Raw genomic sequence first — 18,335 nt, 5'->3', positions numbered from 1 at the left:
TCAGCTCAGCTCTCCAGCTGCGCGCGGATCTCGGCGGCCTCGCCGTGCCGACCGAGCGCCTCGAACACGTTGCCGAGCTCGAGGGCAGCCACCTGCATCAGCGGCGGGTGGCCACCCGCGTGCTCGATGGCGCTGCGGTAGACCGGCACGGCGTCGGCTGCGCGGTCGTTGCCGACGAGTACACGAGCCGCGAACAGCTCTGACCCTCCGGCGGATCCGACGTCGCCGAGTGCCGCGAAGCCGTCGGCCGCGGTGAGGGCGGCCGAGACCGCCTCGTCGACACGGCCGAGCTCGGCCAGGGCACGCGCCCGCGAGTCGGTCACATCGGCGAGCAGCCACCCGGCCTCGTGCTGCTGTGCGAGAGCGGCGACCTCGTCGAAGAGGCCGAACGCCCGCTCGTCGCCGCGCCCGCCGTAGGCCTGACCGAGGCTGTGCAGGACCTCGGTGAGGGCGCCGACGGCATCGGGCGCGCGCCGCACGATCTCGGTCGCGGACTCGAGCAGGGCGATCGCGTCGTCGTGCTCGTCGAAGCGCGCGAGGATCTTGGCCTGCTCCGTCATCGACATCGCCTGATCCGCGTGCTCCTCGGCCTGTCCGAACAGCTCGGAGGCGTAGCCGTGCGCGCCGACGGACTGGCCGAATTCACCGGCCGCGCTCAGAGCCCGTGCGAGCATCGATGCGGTCATGGCGCGGGAGCCGGCGGGCACCTCTGCCTCTTCCTCGCGCTGCAGCACGTCGCCGAAGAGCTCAGCGGCCTCCTCGGCATCGCCGACACGCAGCATGGCGCGCGCCAGACGGAAGTCGAGGCCGGTCGTGTCGCCTCCCGATTCGCCTCCGAGGCGGGCGGCGAGGCGGTAGCGCGAGACGGCCTTCTCCGGCTCGTCCGCGTCCTCCCAGAGGGCGCCGGCGAGCAGGTGCGCGTCGCCGAGAGCGCGGGTCGCCCCCAGCTCGGCGAGCAGCCGACAGGCCTCATCGGCGTCGACCGCGCCCTCGACGTAGGCGCTGCCGCCGCCGCGCACACGTGCGCGGGTCTGCAGCGCCTGCGCCCGGTGGCCGGTGCTGAGGTCGTCCTGCGCGAGGAGACGGTCGAGCAGTGCGCTTCCCGCTTCGAGGTCGCCCTTGCTCAGCACGGCGGAGATCGCCAGCAGCGTCGTGGTGTTCGTCAGCCGGGTGTCTTCGGCCTCGGCGAAGGACCGTGCGGCCACCTCGGCGTGATCCAGCGCGGCGTCGGGTTCGCCGGACTGCAGGTGCAGGGCGGCACGGCTGATGGCGAGGTCGCCGCGTGTCCAGGCGGGGAGGTCGTCCGATGCGCCGATCTCCTCCTCCAGCGCGGCGGTCGTCTCCGGGGTGTTCAGGCCGAAGGTGGCAAGGCCGATGCGCTCCTCCAGATCGGCCTGCGCGTCACGGCCGGCCGCCCGCAGCGCGGCGACACGCTCCGGCAGCAGCTGCAGGGCCTCTTCTGCGCGATCGAGTGCGATCAGGATCCCCAGGCGCATCGAGAGCAGCTGCGCGCGCTTGGCGGGGTCTTCGACCGCGAGGGCGTGGGGCAGCGCCTCGAGGGTCTCGTGCTCCGCACCGAACTGCGCGAGCTGCATCGCCCGCTCGAACCAGCCATCCGCGTCCACAGGAGTGGTGGTGGGGGCGGGGGCCACGAAGGCATCCGAACGGATCGGCACGTCGTACTGCTCGTCCGCGAGCGCGCGCATCCGCTCGAGGCTGCGCGCGTGGCCGTCCGTCCCGTCCCGTCCGTCGAAGCCCGCTCCGATCCGCTCGGCGGCGGCCCACGCTGCGGCCGCGAGGTCGGCGGCGCTCCAGGCGCCATCGTGTTCGCCGAAGAAGGGGACGAGGGCTGCCGACTCCGCACCGCGCACCGGGGTGTCGCCGTGCCCGACGGCGGTGACCCGGTCGAGCGCCACGGCGAGGGCGGCGAGGGCCGCGAAGTGCGCGTCGACGTTCAGCCCGTCGTGCGCGAGCCACGCGATGTGCTTCTCGACCAGCGCCAGAGCGCGGGCCTCGTTGCCGGTGACGGCCGCGAACACGATGTTGTTGGCGACGATGCGCAGGTTGTCGGGGTTGTCCTTGGCCAGCCGGTAGCTGCGCAGGTGCGCGGTCTTCGCCTCATCCAGGCGTCCGGCGCGCAGGTAGGGCAGCAGCACGCGCGAGAGGGCGTGCTCCGGCTCCTCGCCGCAGGAGAAGCCGCCCTCGATCATCTCCTCGACGAGGACGATCGCCTCCGCGTCGCGATCGGTGTCGGCGAAGAAACCGGCGATCTGGCTGCGCCCGCACGCGTCGCAGTGGCTGTGCTCGTCGCGCGGCGTGGCCTCCAGCTGCACCCGCAGTGCCTCGGCCTCATCCATGCGGCCCGCATCCCAGGCATCTTCGAAGCGGGCGGTGAGCACGCCGCTGACGCCGAGGCCCGCCGCACGGTAGTGGGACTCCATGTCGTCGAGCACGGCGGCGATCTGCTCCTGCGAGAACGCGGGGGAGGACCGCAGCGACGACGCCATCCACTTGAACTGCCACATCAGGTCGGCGCCGCCGTTGTCGAGGTCGGCGGGGAAGCGCTGCGGGTCGGCGTCGTGGTGGGCGAGGCACCATGCGAACGAATTGAGCATGACGTCGGTCGCGCCGTTCATGTTCGCCGACGCCGTCTGACGCATCCGTGCCTCGTATTCGAGACGCTCGTCGCCGATCTCCACGGCGAGGGCGACGGCCTCGGCGACCAGGGCCTGCTCAGCGGGCCCCCAGGGGGTGCGATCGATCTCCTCGATCAGCTGCTGGAAGCGCTTCTTCGGACGTGCCATGGACGGAACCTTTCGGGGAGGATTCAGCGGGCGTCGCCGAAGGGGATGGTGTCCCCCTCCAGACCGGCCGAGAGTGAGACGAGGTCGGCGAGGGCGCTGGTCATCAGCGCCCTGTCGGCATCGGCGAGCGGGTGGTGTCCGGCGAGCAGCGCCTGGATGTATAGCAGCTGCACCGTGCGGGCGAACACCGCGTCGTCCTGCACGCGCACCAGGGCGCGCACGACGCGGTTCGACCAGTTCAGGCACAGCCGAGCCCGCAGATCGTCCTCGCGCGCGGAGGACAGGGTCTGGTCGATGCGATCCAGCACGCCGCCCCACAGGGCGCCGGTGATGCCCTTGGTGCGCCCGCGATCGATCGCCCGCAGCACCTCGGGGTCGGCCACGTAGAGCCCGGCCAGGTCGGGGCGGTCGATGGAGCGCACGACGACGGAGCAGTCGGATGCGGCGAGCACGGCGCCGGCGCGCGCCTCGAGGGCGACGGCGGCGTCGCGGTCATCGAGGGGAGGCGGGTCGAGCCGGTCGAGTTCTCCCGTGACGTCGACCTGCTCGACCGTGACCTGCGGGTAGAGGTCGGGCAGCATCCGGATCAGGTCGGCGTCGTAGAGGTACCCGCCGTTGACGAGCACCTCGTCGGAGGGGGAGATACCGGCCACCTGGCGGAACTCGTCCACCGTCTGCGCGTATCGGATGTGCGGGTACCGCTCGACGAGGTCGCCGATGCGCAGGGTGCCGTGTGTGGTCTCGACGGTCAGCCAGCGGGAGATGAAGCGGGCGAGCTCCTCGTCGTGGCGCACCAACGACTTGAGCCCCACCTCGTGCACGGCGACGAACTGCGCGAGGCGGTGCGGTTCGCGCAGCCCCAGCTCGAGCACCCAGCGGCGGATGCCGGCACCCAGCTGCTCCCGCACGCGTTCGAGGGCCGCGTCCTCGACGAGCGATTCCCGGCTCGCGGTCGGGGCGAGGCCGGTGGAGTCGATCACGGCGCGCACGAAGAACGCCCAGTCGGGGAGCACATCGTCCACGCGCTCGGAGAGCAGCATCCGCCCCAGGTACATGCGCGTGGCCTGGCGCGCGCCGGGAGGCGGAGCGAAGGGCAGTACGTACGCCAGGCCGCGGGTGCCCGTGGCGGGCTCGCTCAGCTCGATCACGTCGAGCGGACTCGCACCGAGGAGGTCCCGCCCGTAGCCCACGGCCGCCTCGGGATCCTCTGCCGGGTCGAGGAAGGGCGCATCCCTGGTGATGTCGATGTCTCCGGCTGCGGTGTCGATCGTCACGCGCACCGGGAGGAACTCCCCGAACGTCGTCGCCAGCTCGTGCACCGCCGCGGGGCGCAGCAGCTCGTCGGCGTCGAAACGCGGGACGAGGTGCACGCTGGTGCCGATCGGCAGCTCCTCGTCGATCTCGGCCACCTGGAACGTGCCGTCCGCGCTGCCCGTCCATTCCACCGAGGCGCCGCCGCGGGCGCTGCGGGAGCGGATGACGATCGTGTCGGCGACCATGAAGCAGCTCAGCAGGCCGATGCCGAACTGGCCGAGGTAGTCGCTGCGCGGGAGGTCGAAGATATCGCGCTTCGAGCTGCGGCCGACGGTCGCCAGCAGATCGGCGACCTCCGTGAGGGTCAACCCCACACCGTCGTCGCGCAGCACGAACTCGCCGCTCTCCGCGGTCAATGGGGTGATGCGGATGCGTCCCCCGCCGCCGTCGACCTCGCGGCGGGCGGTGATCGCATCGCGGGCGTTCTGCAGCAGCTCCCGCAGGTACACCCGAGGGCTGGAGTAGATGTGCCGGCTGAGCAGATCGACGACTCCGCGCAGATCCACCTGGAACTGCTGCACTTCAGCGCTCACCGGCGCTCCCTCCTCCTGCATACGCTCGCTGAGCCTAACAAGAACACGCCAACGCGATCCCGGTTCGGCACTACCGGATCGATGCCGTATGCTTGAGGGGCAGTTGTTGTCTGCATTCTTTCGCCATGCCTGGGGTCTTCCGATCACGGTCACGGTGGCAGAGTGGAGGGAACACCCCGAGACCTCCCGGTCTCTAGGGCGGTAGCTCAATTGGCAGAGCAGCGGTCTCCAAAACCGCAGGTTGCAGGTTCGATTCCTGTCCGCCCTGCGCGTCAGCGCAACGCTGACACACGAAAGGTACATTCAGGATGGATCAGGACGAACCGCGCGGCGAGGTCGTCGCGGCCGGCGCCACCCGCGAGAAGACGGGCAACCCCTTCTCCCGGTTCTTCGGGAGCATCGCCCTGTTCATCCGCCAGGTCATCGCCGAGCTCCGCAAGGTCGTCACCCCGACTCGCAAGGAGCTGTTCAAGTTCACCGGGGTGGTGCTCGTCTTCGTTCTGATCGTCATGGGCATCGTCTACGGCTTGGACACGCTGTTCGCGTTCGTGACGCACTGGGTGTTCGGAATCCCTGGCTGATGACCCCCGCGGCTCACACCGCAGCTATGGAGAAGAAACAACGTGTCTGAACGATATTCCGACGACGCCGACTGGGCGACCGCCGCAGAGCAGTCCAGCGAGGAAGACGAAGCCCAGGAGGGCAACGTGCTCGCTGAGGAAGAGCTCTCGGTCACCCCGGCTGAGCACGTCGCGGTCCACGTCGAAGACGAGGACGGCGAAGAGGATGACACGGTTGACACCGACATCGACATCGACGACCCGGAGGCGGACGCGATCGTGAACGACGCTCTCAACCTGGACGAAGCGGCTGAGTCTGAGGCTGCCGCTGAGGTCCTCAACGAATCTGTGGCCGAAGAAGTCGCCGAGCTGGATGCTGCGGCGGCCGAAGAGGTCACCCCGTACGACGGCCCCGAGCTCGGCGCCGATGACGTGCAGGGCGACGAGGACTCCTCGACGGACGACGACGACGAGGATGCTGAAGAAGACCCCTACGAGGCCTTCCGCATGGACCTCCGCATGCTCCCGGGCAAGTGGTACGTCATCCACTCCTACGCCGGTTTCGAGCGCAAGGTGAAGGCCAACATCGAGCAGCGCAAGTCGACGCTCGAGGTCGAGGACGAGATCTACCAGATCGAGGTCCCGATGGAAGACGTGGTCGAGATCAAGAACGGCCAGCGCAAGATGGTCACCCGCGTGCGCATCCCCGGCTACGTGCTGGTGCGCATGGAGCTCACGGAAGACACCTGGTCGGTCGTCCGCCACACCCCGGGCGTCACCGGCTTCGTGGGCAACGCCCACAACCCGACGCCGCTGCGCTTCGAAGAGGCCTTCAACATGCTGAAGTCGCTCGTCGAGGTCAAGGACGTCCCCACCGCCAAGAACATCGCGTCGAAGGGCGGCCTCGCCGTCGCTCGTCCGCTCCCGGCCGAGGTCGACTTCGAGGTCGGCGAGACCATCACGATCAAGGAGGGCTCGTTCGCGGGTCTTCCCGGTTCGATCAGCGAGATCAAGCCCGAGAGCGGCAAGCTCACGGTGCTCGTCTCCCTCTTCGAGCGCGAGACCCCGGTCGAGCTGTCGTTCGACCAGGTCACCAAGATGATCTGACACCCCTCCTCACGAGAACGGCCGTCCCTTTCGGGGCGGCCGTTCTCGCGTCACCGCCGGCATCGCCCGCACGCTCGGTGGCCTTCGGCGGCGAACGGTCTCCCGATCGGGTAGACTTGTGTGGTTTGTGCGGCGCTTCGGCGTGCGCGCAGACGACCACGGTCCGGAAACGCCGGATCTGTGGGAGAAGCGGGTGCTCCGGCATCCGATTCGATGAAAGGAAAGAGAATGGCACCGAAGAAGAAGGTGACCGGCCTGATCAAGCTTCAGATCAACGCCGGTGCAGCCAACCCGGCGCCGCCGATCGGCCCCGCGCTCGGTCAGCATGGCGTCAACATCATGGAGTTCTGCAAGGCGTACAACGCCGCGACCGAGTCGCAGCGCGGCAACGTCATCCCCGTGGAGATCACCGTCTACGAGGACCGCAGCTTCACGTTCGTCCTGAAGACCCCGCCTGCCGCGGAGCTCATCAAGAAGGCCGCCGGCGTCCCCAAGGGCTCCGCGACCCCGCACACCGTCAAGGTCGCGAAGATCACCAAGGACCAGGTCCGCCAGATCGCCGAGACCAAGCAGGCTGACCTGAACGCCAACGACATCGAGGCCGCGATCTCGATCATCGCCGGCACCGCCCGTTCCATGGGCATCACGGTCGAGGGCTGAGGAGAATAATCATGGCTACCAAGTCCAAGGCTTACAAGGCTGCCGCCGAGAAGATCGAGGCAGACCGTTTCTACACTCCGACCGAGGCCGTCGCGCTCGCGAAGGAGACCGGATCGTCGAAGTTCGACTCGACCGTCGAGGTCGCGCTGAAGCTCGCCGTCGACCCCCGCAAGGCAGACCAGATGGTGCGCGGCACCGTCATCCTGCCCCACGGCACCGGTAAGACCGCCCGCGTCATCGTCTTCGCCACCGGCCCCGCGGCCGAGGCAGCGATCGCCGCAGGTGCAGATGAGGTCGGCGGCGCCGAGCTCATCCAGAAGGTCGCCGATGGCTGGACCAACTTCGACGCCGCCGTCTCCACCCCGGAGCTCATGGGCCAGGTTGGTCGTCTCGGAAAGGTGCTCGGACCGCGTGGTCTGATGCCGAACCCGAAGACCGGCACCGTGACCCCGAACCCGGCCAAGGCCGTCGAGGAGATCAAGGGCGGAAAGATCGAGTTCCGCGTCGACAAGCACGCCAACGTGCACTTCGTCGTCGGCAAGGCCTCCTTCACCGCTGAGCAGCTGAACGAGAACATCGGCGCAGCGCTCGAGGAGATCGTCCGCCTCAAGCCGTCGAGCTCGAAGGGCCGTTACATCCAGAAGGGTGCGGTGTCGACCACGTTCGGCCCCGGCATCCCGCTGGACGTCAACTCCATCTGAGTCTGACTCGCACAAACGCCCCCGGGTTCTCCCGGGGGCGTTTTTGCGTCTTCCGAGCTCCTGCGAAACGAAACGTCATCGGATGCGGCGAACCGCCCCGTGCCACGTACTGTGGGGGAGTTCCCGCGACGGTCGCGTAAACTCGCACCGCGCTTCACACCCCAGGAGGGTTCATGTCCCGTCGTCTCATCGCCGTCACCGCACTCGTCGTCGCCGCCGCGGCTCTGACCGCCTGCAGCGGGTCGAGCACACCTGAGAGCACTGCGGGCAGCGGCGAGAGCTCCGCGAGCTCGGAGTTCGGGCTCGCGAAGGACGGCACGCTCACGGTCGGGACCGAGGGCACCTACCGTCCCTTCAGCTTCCACGGCGACAACGGCGCCGGCGAGCTGACCGGATACGACGTGGAGATCATCGAAGCCGTCGCCGACAAGCTCGGCCTCGAGGTGAAGTTCGAAGAGACCCAGTGGGACGCGATCTTCGCGGGTCTCGACGCCGGTCGGTTCGACGTGATCGCCAACCAGGTCACGATCAACGACGAGCGTGAGGCGAAGTACCTCTTCAGCACGCCGTACACCGTCTCTCCCGGCGTGATCGTCGTGGCCGAGGACGACGACACGATCTCGTCGTTCGCCGACCTCGACGGCAAGACCACCGCGCAGTCGCTCACGAGCAACTGGAACGACCTCGCCGCCGAGTCGGGCGCCACGGTCGAGGGTGTCGAGGGCTGGGCACAGGCCGTCGAGCTCCTGCGCCAGGGACGGGTCGATGCGACCATCAACGACAAGCTCACGTTCCTCGACTACGAGACGACCAACAGCCCGACCGGTCTGAAGATCGCGGCGGAGACCGATGAGGTGGGCGAGCAGGCGTTCGCCTTCGCCAAGGACAAGGAAGCCCTCGTCACGGCGGTCGACGCCGCGCTCGACGAGTTGCGCGCGGATGGCACGCTGGCCGAGATCAGCAAGAAGTACTTCGGCGAAGACGTCTCCCAGTAGCCGATGGAGAGTCCCTGGCAGCTGTTCCTGGACGCGCTCGGGCCGATCGCCTGGGCGGGTCTGACGGCGACGGTGCCGCTCGCGCTGGCATCGTTCGCCCTGGGGCTGCTCATCGCCGTCGGCATCGCTCTGATGCGGATCTCGGTGAACCCGATCCTCTCGGGCGTCGCTCGGTTCTACATCTCCGTGATCCGCGGGACGCCGCTGCTGGTGCAGCTGTTCGTGATCTTCTACGGCATGCCGTCGATCGGGATCACGATCGACCCGTGGCCGAGTGCCATCATCGCGCTGTCGCTCAACGTCGGCGGTTACGGTGCCGAGGTCGTCCGCGCCGCCATCTTGTCGGTCCCGCAGGGGCAGTGGGAGGCTGCGTACACGGTGGGCATGAACCGCACCCGCACGCTCACTCGCATCATCCTGCCGCAGGCGGCGCGCGTGTCGGTTCCCCCGCTGTCGAACACGTTCATCTCGCTGGTGAAGGACACCTCTCTCACGTCGCTGATCCTCGTGACCGAACTGTTCAAGGTGGCGCAGCAGATCGCCTCGACCACCTACGAGTTCATGGTGCTCTACCTCGCCGCCGCGCTGGTCTACTGGGTGTTCTGTCTGGTGCTGTCGTTCGGCCAGAGCGCTCTCGAGAGGAGGCTCGACAGCCGTGTCGCGCACTGACAACACTTCAGAGGCTCTACTCACCGCCCGTGGCCTGCGCAAGAGCTTCGGCGACAACGAAGTGCTCCGCGGCATCGACCTGACGCTGCACCGCGGCGAGGTCGTCGTGCTCATCGGGCCCAGCGGTTCGGGAAAGACCACCGTGCTGCGTGCTCTCAACGGCCTCGAGACACCGGATGTCGGCACCATCGTCGTCGACGGCGGCCCCGAGATCGACTTCGCCCCGGAGGCGAAGCCCTCGCCCCGCGTGCAGAAGCAGAAGCGGCTCGCGCTGCGCGACCGCTCGGCGATGGTGTTCCAGCACCACAACCTCTTCCCGCACCTCACCGTCCTCGAGAACGTCATCGAGGGGCCGTGGCGGGTTCAGGGTCGACCGAAGGCCGAGGTCGTGGCCGAGGCACTCGCGCTGCTCGATCGCGTAGGTCTGGCCGACAAGGCGGATGCGCGTCCGCATCAGCTCTCGGGCGGGCAGCAGCAGCGTGTCGGCATCGTGCGCGCGCTCGCTCTCAAGCCCGATCTGCTGCTGTTCGACGAGCCGACCAGTGCGCTCGATCCCGAGCTGGTGGGGGAGGTGCTGCTCGTCATCAAAGAACTCGCCGACGAGAACTGGACCATGGCGGTCGTCACCCACGAGCTGAGCTTCGCGCGCGAAGCTGCGGATCATGTGCTGTTCATGGACGGCGGCGTGGTGGTCGAGCAGGGGCCGCCGGCCGCGCTCTTCAGCGCCCCGCAGCACGAGCGCACGAAGCGGTTCCTCACCCGCATCATGCGTCCGCTCGACGGCGCCTGAATCCCGCTGACCCTCGCCCCGTGCGCGGATCGGTGACAGGATGCCCTCGTGGGAACCATCGACGACTACCTCGCAGACCTCGCTGCCGCTGATCGTGACGCGATCGATCGTGTCTATGCCGTCGCGCGCCGAGAGGCGCCGGATGCGGAGCAGGGCAAAGGGTATGGCATGCCCGCGCTCGTGCACGGCGGCAAGCCGTTGCTCTCGGTGATGCGCGCCAAGAAGCACATCGGGATCTACCCGTTCAGCCCGGATGCCGTCGCCGCTGTCGCAGACGTTCTCGACGGGTATCCCGGGGTCAGCGTGGATAAGGGGACCATCCGGTTCCAGCCCGAGCACCCGATTCCGAGCGAGGTCCTCGAACGCCTCGTCCGTGCTCGGCTCGCCCAGATCGACGGCGCATGAAGCCGATCAGCCCCCCAGGACGGGCAGCACGAGGCTGATCGCGATCGTGACCATGACCACCGCGATCACGGCGTCGAGGATGCGCCACGACCGCGGCGTGCGCAGCCAGCGTCCGAGGTAGCGCGCCCCGAACCCCAGCGCGGTGAACCACAGGAGGCTGGCGGCCATCGCTCCGGCCGCGAACAGCCAGCGCTCGTCGCTGTGCGTGGCCGCGATGGACCCGAGCATCAGCACGGTGTCGAGGTACACGTGCGGGTTGAGCCAGGTGAGGGCGAGGGTGGTCAGGATCACGGGGGCCAGCCGGCTGCGGGTGAGAGTCGCGCTCACGCCACCGGTCGCGCGGGAACTGGGGGACGCGGCATCCGTCGCGTCTACCTCGAGCTCCTCGCCCCCTCGCCAGGCGCGACGGGCGGCCAGCGCTGCGTAGGTCAGCAGGAACAGGGCCCCCGCCCAACGCGCGACCACGACCAGCCAGGGCGCGGCGGAGAGGACGAAGCCGAGTCCGGCGACGCCCGCGGCGATGAGCGCCGCATCGGAGAGGGCGCAGATGATCACCACGGCGAGGACATGCTCGCGCCGGATCCCCTGACGAAGCACGAAGACGTTCTGCGCGCCGATCGCGACGATGAGGGAGAGGCCGAGTCCGAGGCCGGCGAGAGCGGTGAGCATGGGTTCAGCCTAGGAATCGAGATACATGAAGTGAAGCGAAGATTCCTATCGCACCATTAGCATCACTAATGTGCGCATCGATCCGGAACTCGCGACCACCCTCGCCGCGATCGTCGACGAGGGGACGCTGGATGCCGCGTCGAAGCGGCTGCAGATCACCCCTTCGGCAGTGAGTCAGCGGTTGAAGACTCTCGAGCAGCAGCTCGGTCGCATCCTGGTGGTGCGCACCAAGCCCGCACGGCTCACCGAGGCGGGGGAGGCCATCGTGCGTCTCGCCCGACAGGTCGCGCTCCTGGAGCACGACGCGCTCGTCGGTGTCGGCATCGATGAAGCAGAGGGCAATCGGCGGATCACGATACCCCTCGCGGTGAACGCCGACTCGATGGCCACGTGGTTCCTCGCCCCGCTGGCACGACTCTCCGCCCGACACGACATCGACTTCGACCTGCATCGCGACGATCAGAACTTCACCGCCCGCCTGCTGGAATCGGGCACCGTGATGGCGGCTGTCACGAGTGAGGAGAGCGCCGTCTCCGGGTGCTCGGTGTCGCCTCTCGGCGTGCTCGAGTACCGGGCTATGGCCGAGCCGGCATTCGCCGCGCGCTGGTTCCCGGAGGGAGCGACCGAGAGCGCCCTGTCTGCGGCGCCGTTCGTCGACTTCGATCGCAGGGACACCCTGCAACACGAATGGCTCAGGGAGATGTCGGTGGCGCAGGAGGGAGTGCCCCGGCACTACGTCCCCGCATCCCACGACTATGCCCTCGCCGTCACGCTCGGCCTCGGCTGGGGGATGGTCCCGGTGCTCCAGGAATCGAGCGGGCTCGTTCCTCTGGGCGGACCGACCCTTCGCGTGCAACTGTTCTGGCAGCAGTGGAACCTGCGCTCGGACCTGCTCGACACCATCGCCGCGGAGATCGCCGCCGAGGCGCGACGGGTTCTCGGCGGCGCCCCGGCCCGTCGATCGCGATAGGGCACGGCGGGCGGGGAGGCGATTCTGCGCGGGATGATCGAATCTCGTGCGCGAAATCGCCTTGTTCTGCGGATGAGGCAACGAGAGGATGGCGCAAACGCGCAGATGCGGGGTCGTTGAGGGGCGACCGGAACACAGGCATTCGCGTGACTCACGAATTCCTGAGGGGGAAGCGACATGGCAACCAAGGCAACCCAGCGCAAGGTGCTGGCGGTACTGGCGGGCGGGCTCGTTCTCGGCGTCGGCACCGCCGTGACGCTCGCGGCCTGGAACGACTCCGAGTTCGCGAACGGCACGTTCACCGCCGGCGCGTTCAATCTGCAGGGCTCTACCGACGGCACCGCGTATGCCGATCACGACTCGGCCGGCAGCGCGGCTACTCTCGCGTTCACCCTGCCGGCCGGACTCGTGGGCAACATGTCGCCGAACAGCTCGGTCTATGCCGGGTTCTGGGTGCGTCTCGCAGCCGGCACCACCAGCGGCGCCGATCTCGTCGCCGATGGCACCACGGCCGATGCCGCGGCCACGTCGAACTCCGACCACCTGTCGTACTCGATCTATCAGTTGGCGCCGGGAGCGACCTGTGATGCGGCATCCGCGACAGGAACACCGGTGGCGACCGGGACGACACTCGACCTCCAGACCGGCGTCACCACCGTGCCGCTCACCGCGGGGGCGACCTCCACGGATCCGGGGACGGCCGTGCAGCTGTGCTTCAAAGTGACGGCGGACGCCGCGCTCGAACCGAGCCTGGTGACCAACGCCACCTGGAAGTTCACGGCCACGTCGACGAACTGAGCATGTGATGATCACCCGCAGAGAAGTGCGGGAGAGGCGGCGGCTGCGCTCTCGTCGACTGCGAGCGGTCCTCGCGGGAGGGGTCGTGCTCGGCATCGGCGTCGCCGCCACGCTTGCCGCCTGGAACGACTCCGAATACGGATCCGCCAGCTTCACGGCCGGGAAGTTCGACATCGTGGGTGCGGTCGACGGAGCCACGTTCTCGAACCACGCGACCGCGGGCACAGCCGCGACGCTGAACTTCCAGCTCGTTCCGACCGCGATGGCACCGGGCAACTCCACCTATGCGCTGTTCAGTGTGAAGACTGCGAATCCGTCGGTGGCGGGAACCGTGCAACTGATCGCGGGAACACCGACAGGCACCGGGCTCGCGGCGCATCTCACCTACGGCGTGCGCGCGATCGCCGGAACCACCTGCAACTCGACCACGTATGCGGCCGGGACGGCGGTCGTGGCGGACGGTTCAGCCCTCACCGCGGGCGGCGCGACGACCCAGGCCGTGACCGCGAACGGGGCCACCCAGGTCAACTACTGCTTCGCGGTGACGCTTCCGCTCGCCGCTCCGAACGCGGCACAGGGGCTGACGATGACGCAGACCTGGCAGTTCCTCGGGACGTCGTCGTAGTCGCAGCAGCAGCGAGAGAAGACGCACGGAGAGGAGGACGAGATGACGACCCCGACGACACGGCGGAGCCTGCGGGAGGCGGCCCCGTTCCCCGCCCCGGCGGATCCGCACCCGACCGCCGAACACGTGCGCACTCGGCTCCGCCCAGGGCGGCTGATCGGCGACGTGCTGCTCTGGATCGCCGCGGTGGCCGGTACGGTGTGCATCCTGCTCGTCGTGCTCGCATTCACCGCACAGATCACGCTCATCATGTTCCGCACCGGTTCGATGTCGCCGACCATCCCGGCAGGATCCGTAGCCGTGGTGCAGCGCATCCCCGCGGCCGAGATCGGGGTCGGGGACGTGGTGACGGTCGATCGTCCTGGCGAGCTGCCGGTGACGCATCGCATCACCACGATCACGCCGGGACCGAGCGCGCAGGAGCGGGTGATCACGATGCGCGGCGACGCGAATGCCGCAGATGATCCGTTCCCCTACACGGTGTCGTCGGTGCGGAAGGTGCTGTTCTCCGTTCCCGGGATCGCGCTGATCGTCGCCGGGATGGGCGACCCGATCGTGTTGGGAGTGCTGACGGTCGCCGCGACCTCCCTGGTGGTGTGGGCGTTCTGGCCGCGTGGGCAGCGTCGGTCCGCTCACGATCCTGACGGGAGCGGACCATGAGGCGCGCGGTCGCTGTCGTGTTGCTCGCGGTCCTCGCGCTCGCGATGCCGACCGCCGCATGGGCGGCGCCGACGACGCAGGTCATCCAGGGCTCGATCCTCCGTCTCGTCTCGATCGCCGACTGGGCGGCGGCCGGCAGGCTGCTGCCAGGGCAGCCGGTGGAGTGGGACATCGCGGTGAGCGCCGATGCCCCGGATCCGGGAGTCGTGCGGATCGCCGTCAGCGCGACAGGTGAGGCGCAGCTGCTCCTCGACGTCTCGACGTGCCCCGAGGCCTGGACCGAGACAGGATGCCCTGGTGGTGCGACCGCGCTGCGCGTGGGCTGGAGCATCCCGCGCGACGGGGTCGAGGTTCCGCTCACGCAGATGGCGGACACCGAGACGGCCCACCTCCGTCTCTCGATCCTCCTCGATCCCTCCGGGGGCTCGGGTGCCGGCAGCACCGATGTCCGCGTGCACGCGCAGGGGGCAGGCGAGACCGTGGTCGCGGGGTCCGGTGGCGGGCTCGCGACGACGGGACTGCCACCGGGAGCCGCGAGTGCCGTCGTGGTCGGAGCGGCGCTCGCGGTGTCGGGTGCGGTGCTCGCGGTCCGCCGTCGCAGAGGCGCGGTGCCCGAGGAGGGGAGGAGGACATGAGGCGCAACGCGCGTGCGCGCATCCTCGCCGGCGTCGTCGGGCTCGCCGTGCTGGTCGGGGTCGGGTCATCGCCCGCCGTGCAGATGACCGACGCCGCCTTCACGGACAGCGAGTACGCCGCCGGGTCGTTCACGGCCGCGACGCTGGCGAAGCCCGTGGTGACCTCGTGCACGGTGACGAACTTCTTGGGCACCTTCACGGGCTTCACGATCACGTGGACGTCGCCCTATCCGAAGGTGCAGCAGCGCTTCTCCATCAACAACGTCGTCGTGGATAACAACGCCAACGTCACGCAAACCGGATCAGGGCCCTACACGTACTCGTCCACGATCAGCTCGGGCCTGCTGAACACGCTGCTGGGGAGTCTTCTCGGATCGACCAATGCGGTCAAGGTCGAGGCGACCTACTCCGGAACGTCGTGGGCCTCGGCTCCGGCGACGCGTTCGCTCTCGGTCGGCGGTCTCCTGGGGCTCGGCGACAACAACACCTGCACCTGAGCGGTGCGTCGCTCCGGTCGGATGCCTCGTCAGTCGGCGAGTGCCAGCGCGCGGAAGGCATCGCGTTCGCGGAGCTGTTCGCGGCGGCTGGCGGCGGCATCCGTCATCCGGCTCGGTACCTGCTGGCCGGTGGTGCGTCGGTAGAGCTCATCGATGAGGTCGGTGGCGAGGCCGACGAGCTTCGCGATCTCGCGGTCGTCGCGGTCGATCCAGACGCAGCGCGGCTCATCGTGGATCGGAGCGAAGTCGACGTGCTCCTCCCACACGAACAGGGTCCGTTCGGCGCCGAGCACGTGCTGCTGCCACCAGACCTGGCGCAGGTAGGTGCGGGGGATGCCGCGGAAAGCCTTGTTCGTGGTCTTGATCTCGGCGAGCTTCACACGCCCGTCGGCGTCGACCGCGATGCCATCGGGGGTGGCGAGGTGGCGGTGCTCGACCTCGGCGCGGAACAGCGCCGAGGAGGGGAGGATGCCGTGGGTCGCCGCGACCCATGCGGCGATCTCCGGCTCGCGCCGACGACCGTGATCGGTGTAGGCGTTGCCGCCGAAGCGGGGCCCTCCGCCCAGTTTGGAGTCGGCCGCCCTGGCGATCGACTTCTCCGAGGTCAGTCCTGCCACATCGGTGGCGGTGATGCCCCGCGAGCGCGCCCTCAGCCACGCCACGCGGTCGCGGGAGTCCGCGACGATGCGTGCAGAGAGTTCCGGTGTCACCCTTCGACCCTAACCCCGCCCGCCGACCCTCCCTCCCGTACACGCCGCCCTCACGCGTCCGCCCCTCCCGCATCCGCGTACCTCCCGCATCCCAAGGTGGTCGCCGAAACCCACGGTGGTCGCCGAAACCCACGCCCGCAGTCGCGTGGGGGCATGGGTCTCGGCGATAAGCATGGGTCCGGGTGCCGCCAGGCGGTCAGGAGCTCCTCTGCCTGTCGTTCTGCACGGCGGCGATGTGAAGCGACTTGTCCGCACCTCTCGGAAGTTCGAGTCTTCGCGATGCGGGTGGCGCGCGCGACGAGTGAGGATCGAGTTCATGCGCAAGTCCGTCACCATCGAAGAAGCGCGCCGGCTCCTTCTCGCCAGAAGCGATGTGCTCGCTCTAGGGGTATCTGAGCGCGAACTCCGTGCCATGGTCGACAACGGCTCGATCGTGCGAGTGCGTCGCGGCTGGTATGTGGATTCAGCGGAGTGGGAGCAGCTCTGGACCGAAGGTCGCCATCTGATGAAGGTGCTCGCCGTGCATCGGGAATCCGCCGGCGGTGGTGCCGCATTCTGCTTCGCCTCGGCGGCCGTGATCCACGGACTCCCGCTCTATCGGACTTCGACGACGTACGTTCACGCGGTTCTCGGCCCGACGAGTCGAAGCAGGGTGAAGTGGGGCGTCGCGAGGCACGACCTCACACTTCGTGAGAGCGACCTCGTGGAAGTCGAGGGCATCAGATGCACCTCGCTCGAGAGGACCGTGCTCGATCTGGCGTCCCGGCTCACGCCTGAAGCGGCGATCGCCGTCGCCGACGCGGCGCTGCGGCGCATCGCCGTGCGCAGACACGAGCAGGACCATATCGCCGCCGCAGAGTGGAGGGACGAACTCGGGAGGCGGGCGCAAGCCCTCTCGAACCGGGGCATCCGTCAGGCCCGAGAGGTGATCGCGTTCTCGGATGGCCGCGCCCAGCTTCCTGGAGAGAGCGTGAGTCGTCTGCACCTTCACCGACTCGGGTTCACCGAGGTCGATCTGCAGTCGCGCGTCACCGGACCGCATGGCGAGGACTATCGGCTCGACTTCGCCTTTCGGGGAGCGCAGACGTTCGGCGAGTTCGACGGGCGAGGAAAGTACCTCGATCCGACGTTGCGTACAGGGATGTCGGCGGAGGCCGTGGTGCTCGCGGAGAAGCATCGGGAGGATGCGATTCGCGGTGTCACCGGGTGGCGGATCGTCCGCTGGGGATCCGAGCACCTCGTCACGTCAGATGCTCTCGGCGCGCGGCTCGGTGCGTTCGGCATCCGCCCCTGATCCCGGGCTTCGAGACCTCTCGTGCGCTGGCCCGCGCCGCGCGCTCCTGTGCGCCACGTCCCCGAGACCCATGTGTGCCGCCGAGGCCCACGCTCGGATGCGTATCCAAGTGTGGGCCTCGGCGGGGAACGTGGGTCTCATCAGGGCGCGTGGGTCTCGTCAGGGGAGGGGGGAGAGGGAGAGGGACGGGGGCGAGTGGATTTGGGGGGAGAGGTGCGGGTGGGGTACAGTTATCCCGAACCGAAGACCGCTGGTCATCGTCGTGTGCGAAAGCGCGCAGCGATCGAAGCTCTGCACAGCAGGGGCCCGCGCAGGACACGAACTTTCCAAAGCTCCGTGCGCTTGCGCCGGAGCTTTTCTCTTTGCAGGTGGTCCAGGTCGGCGCCTCACCACCGTGCGGCGCCTCGTACACACCAAGGAGTGACCATGGCGCAGAAGGATGCATCGGTCGCCGAGCTCACGAAGTCATTCGAGAACTCGACTGCCGTTCTGCTGACCGAGTACCGCGGTCTGACGGTTGCCCAGCTCAAGGAGCTGCGCAACAGCATCCGTCAGGACGCTGAGTACGCCGTGGTGAAGAACACGCTGACCAAGATCGCCGCCAACAAGGCTGGCATCTCCGCGCTGGACGACGACCTCAAGGGTCCGTCGGCTGTCGCGTTCGTGCACGGTGACTTCGTCGCCACCGCCAAGGCTCTGCGTGACTTCGCCAAGGCCAACCCGCTTCTCGTGATCAAGTCCGGCATCTTCGAGGGCAACGCCCTCACCGCGGACGAGGTCAACAAGTACGCCGCGCTCGAGAGCCGTGAGGTTCTGCTGGCGAAGGCTGCGGGCATGATGAAGGCGACGATGGGCAAGGCTGCCGCCACCATCGATGCTCTTCGCGAAAAGCTGGAGACCGCAGAGGCCGCGTAAGCGACCTGCGATCTCGTCTACAAA

At 68.5% G+C, this 18,335-nt stretch carries 20 protein-coding genes and 1 tRNA gene; 17 read left to right on the top strand and 4 right to left on the bottom strand.

The features are described 5' to 3' along the window. Positions 1-5: 5 nt before the first annotated feature. Both ASC55_RS07370 and ASC55_RS07365 read right to left on the bottom strand, forming a co-directional pair. Positions 6-2,804, bottom strand: a complete 2,799-nt coding sequence (locus ASC55_RS07370) for a hypothetical protein (protein ID WP_055874088.1) — start codon at positions 2,802-2,804, stop codon at positions 6-8. Positions 2,805-2,827: 23 nt separating this feature from the next. Then, the gene (locus ASC55_RS07365; RefSeq protein ID WP_162243046.1) at positions 2,828-4,651 is read right to left on the bottom strand and encodes an HSP90 family protein; all 1,824 of its coding nucleotides are present in this window, start codon (positions 4,649-4,651) and stop codon (positions 2,828-2,830) included. Positions 4,652-4,846: 195 nt separating this feature from the next. Here ASC55_RS07365 and ASC55_RS07360 point away from each other — a divergent pair. The 9 genes from ASC55_RS07360 (at position 4,847) to ASC55_RS07320 (ending at position 10,538) form a co-directional block, all read left to right on the top strand. Next, positions 4,847-4,919 (top strand) — tRNA-Trp (locus tag ASC55_RS07360). A gap of 40 nt (positions 4,920-4,959) precedes the next feature. Continuing rightward, positions 4,960-5,232, top strand: a complete 273-nt coding sequence (secE, locus tag ASC55_RS07355; protein ID WP_017829147.1) for a preprotein translocase subunit SecE — start codon at positions 4,960-4,962, stop codon at positions 5,230-5,232. Between the two features lie 42 nt (positions 5,233-5,274). Further along, complete coding sequence (gene nusG, locus ASC55_RS07350; protein ID WP_055874082.1) at positions 5,275-6,318, top strand: transcription termination/antitermination protein NusG; 1,044 nt, start codon at positions 5,275-5,277, stop codon at positions 6,316-6,318. Positions 6,319-6,546: 228 nt separating this feature from the next. Then, positions 6,547-6,978, top strand: coding sequence for a 50S ribosomal protein L11 (gene rplK, locus ASC55_RS07345; protein WP_017829145.1), 432 nt, complete (start codon positions 6,547-6,549; stop codon positions 6,976-6,978). Positions 6,979-6,989: 11 nt separating this feature from the next. Further along, the gene (gene rplA / locus ASC55_RS07340) at positions 6,990-7,679 is read left to right on the top strand and encodes a 50S ribosomal protein L1 (protein ID WP_017829144.1); all 690 of its coding nucleotides are present in this window, start codon (positions 6,990-6,992) and stop codon (positions 7,677-7,679) included. 173 nt (positions 7,680-7,852) lie between these two features. After that, complete coding sequence (locus tag ASC55_RS07335; RefSeq protein WP_055874079.1) at positions 7,853-8,674, top strand: amino acid ABC transporter substrate-binding protein; 822 nt, start codon at positions 7,853-7,855, stop codon at positions 8,672-8,674. A gap of 3 nt (positions 8,675-8,677) precedes the next feature. Then, on the top strand, positions 8,678-9,343 hold the full coding sequence (locus ASC55_RS07330; protein ID WP_055865481.1) for an amino acid ABC transporter permease: 666 nt from the start codon (positions 8,678-8,680) through the stop codon (positions 9,341-9,343). After that, the gene (locus ASC55_RS07325) at positions 9,330-10,133 is read left to right on the top strand and encodes an amino acid ABC transporter ATP-binding protein (protein WP_055874076.1); all 804 of its coding nucleotides are present in this window, start codon (positions 9,330-9,332) and stop codon (positions 10,131-10,133) included. The genes ASC55_RS07330 and ASC55_RS07325 overlap by 14 nt, the downstream gene beginning before the upstream one ends. A 48-nt stretch (positions 10,134-10,181) precedes the next feature. Further along, positions 10,182-10,538: an iron chaperone gene (locus ASC55_RS07320; protein ID WP_055874074.1), complete on the top strand. Its 357-nt coding sequence runs from the start codon at positions 10,182-10,184 to the stop codon at positions 10,536-10,538. Positions 10,539-10,544: 6 nt separating this feature from the next. On the opposite strand, the gene lysE is transcribed toward ASC55_RS07320, so the two are convergent. Next, complete coding sequence (gene lysE, locus ASC55_RS07315) at positions 10,545-11,207, bottom strand: L-lysine exporter (protein WP_055874072.1); 663 nt, start codon at positions 11,205-11,207, stop codon at positions 10,545-10,547. A gap of 70 nt (positions 11,208-11,277) precedes the next feature. On the opposite strand from lysE, the gene ASC55_RS07310 reads away from it, so the two are divergent. The 6 genes from ASC55_RS07310 (at position 11,278) to ASC55_RS07285 (ending at position 15,392) form a co-directional block, all read left to right on the top strand. Then, complete coding sequence (locus ASC55_RS07310) at positions 11,278-12,177, top strand: LysR family transcriptional regulator ArgP (RefSeq protein WP_055865468.1); 900 nt, start codon at positions 11,278-11,280, stop codon at positions 12,175-12,177. Positions 12,178-12,354: 177 nt separating this feature from the next. Continuing rightward, positions 12,355-12,975 carry a SipW-dependent-type signal peptide-containing protein gene (locus ASC55_RS07305; RefSeq protein ID WP_055874070.1) on the top strand — a complete coding sequence of 207 codons (621 nt, stop codon included), beginning with the start codon at positions 12,355-12,357 and terminating at the stop codon, positions 12,973-12,975. 7 nt (positions 12,976-12,982) lie between these two features. Then, positions 12,983-13,600, top strand: a complete 618-nt coding sequence (locus tag ASC55_RS07300; RefSeq protein WP_055874067.1) for a SipW-dependent-type signal peptide-containing protein — start codon at positions 12,983-12,985, stop codon at positions 13,598-13,600. Between the two features lie 42 nt (positions 13,601-13,642). Beyond that, positions 13,643-14,260, top strand: coding sequence for a signal peptidase I (locus ASC55_RS07295; protein ID WP_055874064.1), 618 nt, complete (start codon positions 13,643-13,645; stop codon positions 14,258-14,260). Next, on the top strand, positions 14,257-14,895 hold the full coding sequence (locus ASC55_RS07290; protein WP_055874061.1) for a hypothetical protein: 639 nt from the start codon (positions 14,257-14,259) through the stop codon (positions 14,893-14,895). The genes ASC55_RS07295 and ASC55_RS07290 overlap by 4 nt, the downstream gene beginning before the upstream one ends. Beyond that, complete coding sequence (locus tag ASC55_RS07285; protein WP_055874058.1) at positions 14,892-15,392, top strand: hypothetical protein; 501 nt, start codon at positions 14,892-14,894, stop codon at positions 15,390-15,392. Before ASC55_RS07290 ends, ASC55_RS07285 begins: the two co-directional genes overlap by 4 nt. 29 nt (positions 15,393-15,421) lie before the next feature. Here the strand turns inward: ASC55_RS07285 and ASC55_RS07280 are convergent, their stop codons facing one another. After that, the gene (locus tag ASC55_RS07280; RefSeq protein WP_017829132.1) at positions 15,422-16,102 is read right to left on the bottom strand and encodes a YqaJ viral recombinase family protein; all 681 of its coding nucleotides are present in this window, start codon (positions 16,100-16,102) and stop codon (positions 15,422-15,424) included. Between the two features lie 316 nt (positions 16,103-16,418). Here ASC55_RS07280 and ASC55_RS07275 point away from each other — a divergent pair, with 316 nt between their 5' ends. Together ASC55_RS07275 and rplJ are read left to right on the top strand one after the other, a co-directional pair. After that, positions 16,419-17,396, top strand: a complete 978-nt coding sequence (locus ASC55_RS07275) for a type IV toxin-antitoxin system AbiEi family antitoxin domain-containing protein (protein ID WP_157559419.1) — start codon at positions 16,419-16,421, stop codon at positions 17,394-17,396. Between the two features lie 426 nt (positions 17,397-17,822). Next, positions 17,823-18,311 (top strand): 50S ribosomal protein L10, encoded by a 489-nt coding sequence (gene rplJ, locus ASC55_RS07270; RefSeq protein ID WP_017829129.1) that lies wholly within the window; start codon positions 17,823-17,825, stop codon positions 18,309-18,311. Positions 18,312-18,335 lie beyond the last annotated feature (24 nt).

This window comes from Microbacterium sp. Root322 (assembly GCF_001425645.1).
Taxonomy (GTDB): Bacteria; Actinomycetota; Actinomycetes; order Actinomycetales; family Microbacteriaceae; genus Microbacterium; species Microbacterium maritypicum.
Note: the sequence above shows the minus strand (reverse complement) of the source record. Positions and strands in the feature narration are given on the sequence as shown.